Source organism: Nannocystis sp. RBIL2 (assembly GCF_026626745.1).
Taxonomy (GTDB): domain Bacteria; phylum Myxococcota_A; class Polyangia; order Nannocystales; family Nannocystaceae; genus Nannocystis.
This window is the reverse complement of sequence record NZ_JAPNJW010000001.1, coordinates 5576507-5588524: the sequence shown is the minus strand read 5'-3', so window position 1 is coordinate 5588524 and position 12018 is coordinate 5576507. Positions and strand designations below refer to the sequence as shown.

9 protein-coding genes are annotated in these 12018 nt (G+C 72.1%); 4 read left to right on the top strand and 5 right to left on the bottom strand.

The genetic code is table 11. The features are described 5' to 3' along the window. Positions 1-89 precede the first annotated feature (89 nt). Positions 90-563 (top strand): DUF4112 domain-containing protein, encoded by a 474-nt coding sequence (locus OV090_RS22245; RefSeq protein WP_267706056.1) that lies wholly within the window; start codon positions 90-92, stop codon positions 561-563. Between the two features lie 74 nt (positions 564-637). On the opposite strand, the gene OV090_RS22240 is transcribed toward OV090_RS22245, so the two are convergent. Then, positions 638-1081, bottom strand: coding sequence for a hypothetical protein (locus tag OV090_RS22240; protein WP_267706055.1), 444 nt, complete (start codon positions 1079-1081; stop codon positions 638-640). Between the two features lie 127 nt (positions 1082-1208). On the opposite strand from OV090_RS22240, the gene OV090_RS22235 reads away from it, so the two are divergent. After that, positions 1209-2411, top strand: coding sequence for a tolB protein precursor protein (locus OV090_RS22235; protein WP_267706054.1), 1203 nt, complete (start codon positions 1209-1211; stop codon positions 2409-2411). Positions 2412-2544: 133 nt separating this feature from the next. Here the strand turns inward: OV090_RS22235 and OV090_RS22230 are convergent, their stop codons facing one another. The 3 genes from OV090_RS22230 to OV090_RS22220 are packed head-to-tail and all read right to left on the bottom strand — an operon-like array spanning position 2545 to position 7714. After that, entirely contained in the window at positions 2545-3414 is an 870-nt protein-coding gene (locus tag OV090_RS22230) for a prolipoprotein diacylglyceryl transferase family protein (RefSeq protein ID WP_267706053.1), read from the bottom strand. Between the two features lie 49 nt (positions 3415-3463). Further along, positions 3464-6997, bottom strand: a complete 3534-nt coding sequence (locus tag OV090_RS22225) for a hydantoinase B/oxoprolinase family protein (RefSeq protein WP_267706052.1) — start codon at positions 6995-6997, stop codon at positions 3464-3466. A gap of 33 nt (positions 6998-7030) precedes the next feature. Further along, complete coding sequence (locus OV090_RS22220) at positions 7031-7714, bottom strand: hypothetical protein (protein WP_267706051.1); 684 nt, start codon at positions 7712-7714, stop codon at positions 7031-7033. Between the two features lie 76 nt (positions 7715-7790). Here OV090_RS22220 and OV090_RS22215 point away from each other — a divergent pair, with 76 nt between their 5' ends. Then, positions 7791-9611, top strand: a complete 1821-nt coding sequence (locus tag OV090_RS22215; protein WP_267706050.1) for a histone deacetylase — start codon at positions 7791-7793, stop codon at positions 9609-9611. A gap of 531 nt (positions 9612-10142) precedes the next feature. Beyond that, a complete protein-coding gene (locus tag OV090_RS22210; protein WP_267706049.1) occupies positions 10143-10775 on the top strand; it encodes a hypothetical protein in 633 nt (210 codons plus the stop codon). A 134-nt stretch (positions 10776-10909) separates the two neighbouring features. Here OV090_RS22210 and OV090_RS22205 read toward each other — a convergent pair whose 3' ends face one another. Beyond that, entirely contained in the window at positions 10910-12016 is a 1107-nt protein-coding gene (locus OV090_RS22205) for a hypothetical protein (protein ID WP_267706048.1), read from the bottom strand. Positions 12017-12018: the final 2 nt, after the last annotated feature.

Here is a 12018-nt window from a genome sequence, read left to right as displayed (position 1 = left end):
TGGGCGCGGCGCCGGTCGTCTTGCCGGCGGCGCGACCCGTTCCCGCGATCTGCGTTGCCGGGCCTGCGGAAGGGCACCATCCTCTCCGCATGCCCCGCGACGCCGAGCCGCACGCTCCTGACGACGTGCGACAGATCGCCACCTGGCTCGACAGCGCAGTGCGGATCCCCGGCACCGACTGGCGGGTCGGCCTCGACCCGCTCCTCGGCCTCGCGCCCGGCCTCGGCGACACCGTCTCGTCCGTGCTGTCGGGCTGGATCGTCGTGCGCGCGGCCGGCCTCGGCGCCTCGCCGGCCACCCTGGCGCGCATGACCGGCAACGTCCTCGTCGACGCCCTGGTCGGCTCGGTTCCTGTCCTCGGGGACATGTTCGACTTCGGCTTCAAGGCCAACCAGCGCAACCTCGCCTTGCTCGAGGGCCACCTCGCCGACCCCGCGCGGCGCCGCGTCGTCGATCGCCGGCTCGTGATCGCCGTCGCGGTGGTGGCGGTGCTCGTCCCTGTCGGCCTCGCCGCGCTGGTCGGCTGGCTGGTGTTCGCGGCGGTGCGCGCGGTCGGCTGGTGACGCGCGGGAGCGAGCGGCGCATCGGCCGAGCTCGCGTCGATTTCGTGAAACCGCGGTGACATCGACGCAGGTTCTCAGCGGCAGCCCGCCCTGCGCGCCGCCAACGCGAGCGCATCGGCTCCGAAGCGGCGCCCGATCTCCGCCTCCATGACTTTATTAAAGCCGTGGGCGCGGAGCTCTTCGACTGCTGCGCAGTCCGACAGCGCGCGGTGCTCGATCCGGTGCTCGTGCCACAGCAGTCGGGCGTAGCGCTCGCGACACGGGGCAGGCAGCCCGAACGTCTGCAGCGCCAGCTCGCCGCGGCTCAGCGCTGCCCGGGCCTCGCGCTCGCCGTGCGCGTACGCGGACGCCTGCAGCGCCTCGAACGCCTTCACTGCGGCCTCCGGGATGCTCGGGCCGTCCCACTCGGCCAGCGGCGGCGGTGGCCCTTCGGGGTGCGAGGCCGCGGGTGAGGGTCCGTGTCCGGCGCAGGCGGCGAGGCTCAGGGCGACGAGCAGGGACCGGCGAGCGGTTGTCATCACGCTCAGAGGGTGACTCGCCGGCGATCGGCTCACATCCGACCCAGATCGGCCCCTTCGGGTTGCCCGCGCCCGCGGACCTGCGCTATGAGCCATCGTCGCACTCCTTGCCACGAACGGCCGCGCGATGCACCGACGCTTCACGATCCTCCCTTCCGTCGTCCTCTGCGGCGCCCTCTTCGCCGCCTGTGGTGGCGGCTCCGAGAGCCCGGCCAAGCCTGCGCCGGCGGCCCCCGCGGCCCCCGCAGTCCCAGTCGAGGCGGCGGCGCCGGCCCTGCCCGCCGTGCCTGCGACGCCCCCGCTGACCGCCGACGAGCGGGCCGCCGCGCCCGGGCGGATCTACTTCCTCGCCGAGCGCGACGGCGGGGCCACCATCGACGTCATCTTGCCCTCGGGACAGGGCGCAAAGACCATGCTCCAGGGGACAGCCGGTGACGGTCCGCCCTCGGTGCTGCCCGGCCCGGTCGCGCCGGGCGGCGAGCTGATGGCGATCATCACCGTCGACGAGCACGAGGGCGCGCACTTCGAGCGCATCGAGGTCCGGCCGCTCGGGGCCGAGGGCGAGCTCGGCGAGCCGCTGTGGCGCAGCGACGCCGCCCCGCAGGTGCGCAGCCCCGCGTGGTCGCCCGACGGGCGCACGCTCGCCTTCGAAGCCGCCTTCTCGAGCTTCCGCGACATCTACGGGGTCGACCTGGCCGACCGCACCAAGCCCAAGCTGAACCGCCTGACCGACCACCCGGCCGGCAACTACGAGCCGGCCTGGTCGCCCGACGGGCGCCGGATCGCCTTCGTCTCCAGCCGCGACGGCAACGCCGAGATCTACGTCATGCACGCCGACGGCAGCGAGCCGCGGCGTGTGACTCACTTCCAGCTCGACGACTGGGGGCCGACGTGGTCGAAGGACGGCGGGCTGCTGGCGTTCGTCAGCAACCGCGAGAGCGCCGACCGGATCTTCCTGTGCAAGCCCGACGGCAGCGAGCTGCGCCGGTTGACCGCGGACAAGTCGGAGCCGGGCAGCGCGTTCGAGCCGGCCGAGGCCGAGCCGGTCTTCACGCCCGACGGCCAGGGGCTCGTGTTCAGCACCCGCACCGGCCCGCAGCAGGGCGCGCTGCGCCGCGCCGACCTGGCGACCGGCGCGATCACCCCGCTGACCGCCGGCACCAGCTCCGACCGCGAGCCGACCTTCGCGCCCGACGGCAAGCTGCTGGTGTTCGCCTCCGACCGCGACGGCGACCCCGAGCTCTACCTCATGCGCCCCGACGGCACCGGCGTCACCCGCCTCACCGAGCGCAAGGGCGTCGACTGGTTGCCGCGCTGGAGCCCGCGCTGACGGCAACTCTGGAAAGCATGCTCTGAAGGACATGCCCGGAGGGGCATGTCTCATCGAGCATGTCGCTCGCGCGAGAGGCCTGCACGCGGGGGGCGACCCCGGCGGCAGGCCTCGCGTGGCGCCTAGGACTTGCTCAGGTCGCTGCCGGCGCGGCGTTCTTGGCCTCGGACTCGGCGCGCTCGCGGGCGATGCGCTCGCTGTCCTTGGCGTAGGCGAAGTCGTCCGGCTTGGGCTTGCGGATGAACAGCAGGTACACGCCGGCGGCGAAGATGATCATCGTCGCGTAGTGGGCGGTGGTGAGGCCGAAGTACAGCTTGTCCTTCTCGCGCATGAAGTCGAGCGTGAAGCGGAACGGCGCGTAGAGCAGGCACATCAGGCCGGTGATGCGGCCCGGGGCCGACTTGGCCCAGCCGAACACGAAGTGCACGAACAGGACGATCGGCACCAGGTACATGAACTCGAGCAGGCCGTTGTCGAAGCGGTACTCGCCGCCGGGCCACGGGCCGACCGCGAGCGGGTGCGACGGGTCGACGATCGCGCCGGGGTGGTCGTGGACGAGGGCGCAGCCGAGGCGGCCGAGGGTGAAGCCGACCAGCAGGCCGAACACCAGCATGTCGGACCAGATCAGGTACGGCTGCTTCACCTTGCGCAGGTACCAGAAGAACCCGACCAGCGCGCCGAAGAACCCGCCGACGCTCGACAGGCCGTTCCAGATCATCAGCAGCACCGCGGGGTTTCGGGCCACGTCCTCCGGGAAGTAGAACAGCACCGAGACCCAGTGCGAGATGACGAAGCCCGTGATCAGGATGTAGAACATCAGGTCGCGCGCGATGAACTCGTCCATGTCGCGCTTCTTCGCGAACGCCAGGCAGCGGTGGTACCCGAGGATGACGCCCACCGCGACCAGCGGCCCGAACACCTGCAGCTTCAGCGGCCCGATGACGGGAAGATCGGCGATCAGCTTCTCGGGCGGCTTGATGTACGGGATCAGTTCTTCGAGCATCGGAGCCGCAAGGTAGCCGAACCCCCCCGGCCCTGCAAAACCCCGGGCCTCAGCGCGCGCCGGGCCCGGAGCCCGGCTCGCCGTAACCTCCGCCGCCGGGCGTCTCGATCGTGAGGCGCTGGCCGGCCTGCACCGTGATTCGCGCGCGCCCAGGCAGCTCCGCCCCATCGAGCAGATTGCGCCCGCAGGCGCCCGCAGCCCCGCCTGCGAGCCCGAACGGCGCTCTGCTGCGCCGCTCCGCCACGATCGAGACTTCGATCCCGCCGCGCAGGAATTCGAGTTCGCGCACGAGCCCGTCGCCCCCGCGCCAGCGCCCGATCCCCCCCGAACCGCGGCGCAGCGCGAACCGATGCACGCGCACCGGAAATCGCGCCTCGAGCACCTCCGGGTCCGTGATCCGCGTGTTCGTCATGTGCGTGTGCACCCCGGACGCGCCGGCCTCACCGGCGATTGCGCCGCTGCCGCCGCCGATCGTCTCATAGTAACCAAAGCTGGCGTCGCCGAAGCTCAGGTTGTTCATCGAGCCCTGGCTGGCGGCCGCGGCCCCCAGCGCGCCGAGCAGCACGTCGACCACTCGCTGCGCCGTCTCGACGTTGCCCGAGGCCACCGCAGCACCTGTCTCCGGGGACAGGATCGTCCTCGCGGGCAGCACCAGGTCGACCGCGCGCAGGCAGCCCGAGGCCAGCGGGATCGGCCGCCCCGCCAGCAGACGCAGCACGTACAATAGCGCCGACACCGTCACCGCGCGCGGCGCATTGAGGTTGCTCGCCGACTGCGGCCCCGTGCCCGTGAAGTCGACGCCGAGCCGCGCGCCGCGGCTCGTCAGCGTCACCGCGATCGCAGTGCCGTCGTCGAGCGCGTCGGTGAACGAGCGCGCGCCGGCCGGCATGCGCGCGATGAGCTCGGCGACGCACGCCGCCGCGTCGTCCTGGATCGCCCGCAGATAGCTCGCCAGGCCCGCGCTGCCGCAGCTCGCGGCGAGCTCTCGCAGGAGGCGCGCGCCGGCCTGGTTGGCCGCGATCTGCGCCTCGAGGTCGGCGAGGTTCTCCTCCGGGCGGCGCGCGGGCCATGTCCCTTGGGTCAGGATCGCCAGCACACCGTCGCGGTCGAGCTGCCCGCCGCGGACCGCAGGGAACGCGCGGAACACCACGCCCTCCTCGGCCAGAGTGCGCGCGTCCGGCGGCATCGAGCCGGGCGTGATGCCGCCGACGTCGGCGTGGTGCCCGCGATTGGCGACGAACCCGCACAGCGCCCCCGCGGCGTCATGGACCGGCGCGATCACTGTGATGTCGGGCAGGTGCGAGCCGCCGGCCGCGGGATCGTTGGTGACGAACACGTCGCCGATCTGCGGCGAAGGGTGCGCCGCCAGCACGCCGCGGATCGACTCGCTCATCGCCCCGAGGTGGACCGGGATGTGCGGCGCGTTGGCCACCAGCCCGCCCTCGGCGTCGAACACCGCGCACGAGAAGTCGAGCCGCTCGCGGATGTTGGTCGACAGCGCGGTCCGCTGCAGCACGACGCCCATGTGCCGGGCGATGCCGGAGATCCGCGCCCCCATGATCTCGAGGCTGATCGGGTCGACCTCGCCGGCGCGAACCGGTTCGGCGCCCGCCACGTCGCGCGCGACCAGGCAGCCGTCGGCCGCGAGCTCGGCGACAAAGCCGGGCTCGAGCACGATCGTCGCGGTCGCGTCGAGGATCAGCGCCGGCCCCGCGACGACCTGCCCGGCCGCGATCGCCTCGCGCCGCAGGGTCGGCACCTGCTGCCACTCGCCCGCGATCCACATGTCTGAAAGAGCAGGTACTTCGGGGCAGCCTGTCTCTTCGGGCACCTGGCTGCCGACCGCCTCGCCGGTGACCACCAGCTCGACCCGCGCGCTGACGACCTCGATCGGGTGACCCGGCCGGGCGTAGCCGAACTCGCGCGCGTGGGCCTGCTCGAACGCCGCCCGCAGGCCGGGGCCCCAGGGGACCGTCAGGGTCACGTGCGTCCCGCGGTAGCGCAGGTCGACCCGCTGCGCCGCCGCCACCTCGAGGTCGCTCTCGGCCGCCAGCGTCGCCCGGCCCTCGTGCTCTAGCCTTTGGAACATGTCCGAAAGGTCCAGTGATTCTGCGAGCTCGATCCCGCCGACATCGGCCTGGCCGTGCCAGCCGGGCCGGGCCGCGCCGATGCCGACGGCCGACAGCACCCCGGCGAGCGGGTGGAACACGAGCGTGCGGATCTGCAGCGCCCGCGCCACCGCGCACGCGTGCTGCCCCCCGGCGCCGCCGAACACCACCAGGGCGTGCTCGCGGACGTCGTGGCCGCGGCGCACGGTGACGTCGCGGATCGCCGCGGCCATGCGCTCGTCGGCGATCTGCCGCAGCCCCTCGGCGACCTGCAGCGGCGACATCGCGGCCCCGCCGGCGTTCACCTCCTCGGTCAGCGCCTCGAGGCCGGCGAACGAGCGCTCGCGGTCGAGCGCGAACGGGAAGCGCGCCGGGTGCAGGCGGCCGAGCACGAGGTCGACGTCGGTCAGGGTCAGCGCCTGCGCGGCGCTTCGCCCGTAGCACATCGGCCCCGGGTCGGCGCCGGCGCTGTCTGGCCCGACGGACAGCTTGCGATCGCGGTACCTGCACATCGATCCGCCGCCGGCCGCGATCGTGTGGACCGCCAGCATCGGCGTGCGCAGGCGGACGCCGGCCACCCGCGTCTCGTAGCTGCGCTCGAGCTCGCCGCCCCAGCGCAGCACGTCGGTCGAGGTCCCGCCCATGTCGAAGCCGATCACCTGCGGCAGGCCGAGCCGCGTCGCGATCACCGCGCACGCGACCGCGCCGCCGGCCGGCCCCGACAGCACCGCGTCGCGCCCGCGGAACCGCTCCGCCGCGCACAGGTCGCCGCTCGACTGCATCAACTGCAGCTCCGCCGAGCCCAGGCGCTCTCGCAGCCCGCGCACGTAGGCCCGCAGCAGCGGCGTCAAGTAGGCGTCGACCACGGCAGTCTCCGCCCGCGCGAGCAGCCCCTGCGCCGGCGCCACCTCGTGCGACAGCACCACCTCCTCGAACCCGGCCGCCCGCGCGGCCGCCCCGACCTCGCGCTCGAGGCCGCCGTCGCGGTGGTCGTGGATCACCGCCACCGCGGCGCTGCGCAGGCCCTGCGCGTGGATGTCCCGGAGAGCATGCTCCAAAGAACCTGTCTCGGGAGACACAATCACCGCGCCGTCGGCGGCCCGGCGGGCGTCGATCTCGACGACCGCGGCGGGCAGCGGCGGCGGCTTGTGGATCGCCAGCGCGAACAGCTCGGGCCGGGCCTGGTCGCCGATCTCGAGCAGGTCGGCGAAGCCGCGGGTGATGAGCAGGGCAGTGGGTGCGCCCTTGCGCTCGAGGAGGGCGTTGGTGGCGACGGTGGTGCCGAGGCGGATCCTGCAACGCGGCAGGGGCTCGTGGTCGGCGAGCCCGAGCAGCCCGCGGATCGCCCGCAGCGGCGCGTCGTCGGTCGACAGCACCTTGATCGCGCGCAGCCGGCCGGTGCCCGGCGCCCGGCCGACGCAGTCGGTGAACGTCCCGCCGCGATCGATCCAGAACTCCCACAGCTCCTCGCGCATCGCGGTCTCCTTACCACGTCGCCGCGCCGCCGCTCACTCGGGCCGCTCGGCCAGGTTGAGCGTGTCCCACAGCGCCTCCCATACCTCCTCGGCCATCATCGACTCCTTGCGCCCGGGGTCGGTCGCGATAGGCGCGGCGATGTCCCAGTGGACCACCTCGCCGCGCCTGCCGTCCCGCCGCTCGATGATCATCAGCTGGCCGTCGAACCCGCCCGGGGGCGCGAATTTCGCCTGGTCCGGCAGCTTCCACGCCGGCTGTAGCTTGGCCGCCACCATCGCCCAGTCGACCGGCTGCCTCGGCTGTGGCCGACACATCCCGAGGCCGTGGCCGGTGCGCCGGTCGACGCAGTCGATCCAGTCGCGGTACTCGGCGAACACGCCGTCGTCCTCTTCTTGCGTGGGCGCCGACCAGAACACCCACATCTCGCCGGTGACGCCGTCCTCGCCGCTGCGCACCTCGACCAGAGCGCGCCGCGCAGGGGTCCGGATCCACACGCGCAGCTCGGTGTCGAGGGCCCCCAGCCGCGCCTGCGCCAGCGGCGGTGCGCCGCGCAACAGGTCGGCGCGAGCCAGCTCGTCGATGCGGGCGGCGAGCCAGTCGACGGCCGGCAGCTCGCGGACGATGGTCGCGTCCCGCGGCGCAGCACAACCTGTCCCAAAAGTCCAGTGGAGGCCGAGGAGGGCCGCGGCGGCGAGCCGACGAGACGAGACATGCATCGCAGCGGCGATCGTAGCGGGACGGGCGAGCGTTGCCAAACCGCGGGGGACGTGCCAACTATGCCGACCTCGGGCGATGACGACCGGCGAGAAGATCTTTCGTCAATTGCGGCGCCGCGCCAATCAGATGTTCGCCCGCCTGCGGCCGCCGCCGGCCGCCTTCGTCTACGGCCCGCACTACGAGTGCTCGTGGCCGGGCTCGGCGGTCGACGAGGTGCGCGGCGAACGGATCCTCACCGCCCTGGCGGCCGAGGGCCTCGTCACCTTCGAGCAGGTGCGGCGCCCGCCGCTGGCGACGTACCACGCGATCCGTCGCGTCCACGACGACGCCTACCTCGACGCCTGTCAGCGCCCCGAGGTCATGATCGACATCCTCGGCGGGCTCGACGTCAGCGAGGTCGACACTGCGCGGATCCTCGACCTCCAGCGGGCGATGACCGGCGGCACCATGGCGGCCACCGACATCGCACTCGGCACCGGCAAGATCGCCATCAACCTCGGCGGCGGGTTCCACCACGCGCACCGCACGATCGGCCGCGGCTTCTGCGTGTTCCACGACGTCGCGGTGGCGATCGCCGAGCAGCGCGCGCTCGGCTTTCACGAGCGGATCCTCGTCGTCGACCTCGACCAGCACGACGGCGACGGCACCCGCGCCCTGTTCGCCGACGACCCCAGCGTGTTCACGCTGTCGATCCACAATCAGCACTGGGGCGACACCGAGGCGATCGCCTCGACCAGCGTCGCGCTCGGCGACGTCGTCGGCGACACGCTCTACCTCGAGACGGTGCAGCTGCACCTCACCGAGGCGCTGCGCCAGCACCGGCCGCGCCTGATCTACTTCCTCGCCGGCACCGACCCGGCCGTCGGCGACCGCATCGGGGTGTGGCAGATCAGCGCCGAGGGCATGCTCGAGCGCGACATCGCGGTGTTCGAGGCGATCCGCGAGTTCGCCCCGGACGCCGCGGTGGTGATCTGTCTCGCCGGTGGTTACGGGCCGACCACCTGGCAGCACAGCGCGCGCAGCTTCGCCTGGCTGCAGAGCGGCCACCGCGGGTTCGAGCCGCCCGACAACGACGAGCTGACGCTGATGCGCGCGCGCCACTACGCGGCGCTGCTCAAGCCGTCCGAGCTCACCGGCGAGACCGAGGACCTCGGCCTCACGCTCGAGGACCTGGTGCCGAGCCTGGCGGCGGCCGCCCGCGAGCCGCGGTTCTTGGGCTACTACTCGCGCCAGGGCCTCGAATTGGCGCTCGAGCGCCACGGCTTCCTCGGCCGCCTGCGGAACAAGGGCTTCCAGCCGTCGCTCGAGTTCAACCTCGTCGACCCGCAGCGGCACATCCTCAAGATCTTCGGCGACGCGGAGCACAAGGAGCTGCTGTTCGAGCTGGTCGTACGCCGCGACCGACGGACGATCCCCGGCTTCGAGCTGCTGGCGATCGACTGGCTGCTCCTGCAGAACCCGCGGGAGCATTTCTCCGAGGACAAGCCCGCGCTGCCCGGCCAGCGCCACCCCGGCCTCGGCCTCTTTGAGGAGACAGTCGCCCTGCTGATCATCGCCTGCGAGCGCGTCGGCCTGGCGGGGCTGGTGGTCACGCCGTCGCAGTATCACCTCGCGGTGCAGTGGCAGAAGCGGCTGCGCTTCGTCGACCCTCGCGCCGGCGCGCGCATGCGGGCGATCCGCGAGGCGCTGCCCGGCGCGAGCCTCACCGAGGCCGCCCGCGCGCTGCAGGAGGGCCACGTCGTCGACCAGTCCGGAAGGACATGTTCGTATGAACCCTCGCCGATGATCTTCCCGATCTCCGACGAGCTCAAGGCCGAGCTCGACCCCGAGAACTACCTGCGCGCGATCGATGAGGCCGCCGACGAGTTTCGCTTCCAGCTGTCGTCGCCGCGGTGATGGGGTCTTGCTCGCCGCGTCGATGCATTCGGCTTCCGACTGTCGTCGCCAGGTCTTGGTTCCAGCTGTCTTCGCAAGATCGAAGAGCCCGCTTTTGGGCTGGCGCTGAAGGGTCCGCTCTCGGGGCGTGGTCGACCTGCTCGAGCGTACGCCGTCAGACGGGATCGCCGCGCTGTCCGGCTCCGCCTCCCGCAGCTGCGTGGCCGGGTCTACCCCGCTCGGGGGGACGTCGCGGCGCTGACGGGTACCGAGACGAGCGTCGCGCGGATGCGCGGCCCTGCGCGCTGCGCAGGGCGCATTCTCGGTTACGCTGTCGGCATGGCGTCGGCGTGCAATCTCTGGCTCCCGGTCGCGCTCATCGTCGCGCTCGCAGCGAGCGCATGCACCGGTCACGAGGTGGCCACGCGGGCGCGAGCGCAGCCCGTCACGCCCGCGACCTCGGATGAGGCCGAGAAGCTCGTCCCGTCGTCGCCCGCGCCGCAGGTCGTATTCGCCACACCCCGGCCGTCACCTGCACCGCAGGCCGCAGCCGTGCAGCCTCCGGCCGAGGCCGCACCGTCGGGGTGGTTCCAGCCCGGCCGCTACGCGGTCGACGTTCACAAGAAGCTGTCGGGCACGCACGCTCGCAACTGGCTCAGCGAGGACAGCCGGGCGTCGTTCGTGTTGAGCCTGGACGCGAACGGCCAGGCGGACGCGTGCCGGGGCATCCGCACGCGCAGCAGCCACTCCGGGCCCGGGGTCAACTCGTTCTCGAGCACGGCGCATCAGCAGGGCTACCGCGGCCGCTGGGAGCTCAAGGGCGAATGGCTGCACGTCGAGCTGAACGTCGACGACGGCCGCTGCGGCCGCCAGCAGCTCTACGAGAACCTCCAGCCGCAGCGCTGGCTGCTGCGCTGCCGCAAGCTCGGGGCTGGGGAGCATTCGCGCTACACGGAGCGGCTGCTGGCGTGCGCCCTCGACAATCCGCAGGAGCACCAATATCAGGAGTCGTTCGCGTACTTCGTGCCCGAGGTGATCGCCGGCGACTGGCTGCTGCTGGCCCCCAGCGACGGCCTGCGGGTCGATTGGCTCGACGACTCGGTCCCGCCCGGGGCGAACCCGTCGCAGGTGGCGCTGAAGCCGGCGCAAGGGCGAGTGGAAGACGACACTTGGACGAAGCCGTGAACGACCGCGTTCGTTTCGAATAGAAGCGGTGGCATGTTCGCGGCACCAGGCCGCGAGTGCGACGCGCTCTGCGTTCACGCAATCTCGCCGGCGTAGCGTGGCAGCTCGAGGCGGCGAGGCGCGGCTACGACTGCTCAGCGCTCCTGCTCGAGCACGAAACCGTCGTCGATGCAGTAGAGGTGGGCGAGCTTGTTGCAGCGCTGGTTGAGGTAGCTGGTCCACCATCTCTCGTCGCGCCAGCTTTCCCAGTCTGGACCGTCCTCGACGGCCAGCGCGTTCAAGCCCTGCCGCGCGGATGAAAGATCGCTCGCGGAGATCCACGTCTCGCAGTGATCGGCGATGCTGAAGCTCTCGCCGAAGGCCGAGGTGTGGGTCCACACCGGCTGCTGAACCAGCACGTCGCCGAGTTCGGTGCGGGCGATGCCGATGTGGGGCCCGTTGTCGACGAGGTCGAGGAGATCTGCGGCGACGACGAGGCCGCCGCTGAGGATCAGCGGGACAGCCAGGTCCCACTGCTCGAAGCGCGACACCGGTGATTGAAAGTCATCGCTGATCCACGCACGATAGGCGTTCGAGTGCGGCAGGCCGGCCTTGGAGGCAGCAGCATGGCACTTGAGGTCGGCACCGGACACACCGCCGAGGTCTCCGTCGTACGCCTGCGCGGTGATGAACAAAAGTCGGCCGTAATAGCCACAGTGGAGATCGCACGGGGCAAACTCATCGTCCGTGATGCCCGAGCCGTTCTGCTCCCCGCGATCGCAGAGCTCGTGAGCGGGATCCACCACCCCGTCACCGCAGCGGGCGGCCCAGTGGCAAGTATCAGGCCGGCAGCCGCCGTATTCGTCGCTGTTGCCGGCGCCCATGTCGCACTGCTCGACGCCCTCCCACACGAGGCTGTCGCCGCAGGTGGCGAGCTTGCACTCGATCGTGCAGCCGGCGTCGTCGGCGTTGGCCTTGCCGAAGTCGCACTCCTCCGCGCCCTCGGCGATGTCGTCGCCACAGACCGGCTGATCGGGCGTGGTGGTGGTGCCGTCGAAGCTCGTCGACTCCTCGCTCGTGGAGCCCGGCTCAGTGGTCGTGGGCGCGACCGTGGCTGAAGCGGTCGGGGGCGGGTCGAAGGACGTCGGCCCGCCGCTCGCGCTCTCACCGTCCGAGGCGGGCGTCGAGACGAGAGGATCGTCCGTGCAGGCTGTCCCGAAAGACAGGATGATGAACCCGAGGCGGCGAACCTGCGGCGCCATGA

Excerpts from the sequence above, each read along its gene's own strand:
- OV090_RS22220 (WP_267706051.1), bottom strand. The coding sequence starts at position 7,714 with ATGCATGTCTCGTCTCGTCGGCTCGCCGCCGCGGCCCTCCTCGGCCTC.
- OV090_RS22245 (WP_267706056.1), top strand. The coding sequence starts at position 90 with ATGCCCCGCGACGCCGAGCCGCACGCTCCTGACGACGTGCGACAGATC.
- OV090_RS22240 (WP_267706055.1), bottom strand. The coding sequence starts at position 1,081 with ATGACAACCGCTCGCCGGTCCCTGCTCGTCGCCCTGAGCCTCGCCGCC.
- OV090_RS22235 (WP_267706054.1), top strand. The coding sequence starts at position 1,209 with ATGCACCGACGCTTCACGATCCTCCCTTCCGTCGTCCTCTGCGGCGCC.
- OV090_RS22205 (WP_267706048.1), bottom strand. The coding sequence starts at position 12,016 with ATGGCGCCGCAGGTTCGCCGCCTCGGGTTCATCATCCTGTCTTTCGGG.
- OV090_RS22230 (WP_267706053.1), bottom strand. The coding sequence starts at position 3,414 with ATGCTCGAAGAACTGATCCCGTACATCAAGCCGCCCGAGAAGCTGATC.
- OV090_RS22225 (WP_267706052.1), bottom strand. The coding sequence starts at position 6,997 with ATGCGCGAGGAGCTGTGGGAGTTCTGGATCGATCGCGGCGGGACGTTC.
- OV090_RS22215 (WP_267706050.1), top strand. The coding sequence starts at position 7,791 with ATGACGACCGGCGAGAAGATCTTTCGTCAATTGCGGCGCCGCGCCAAT.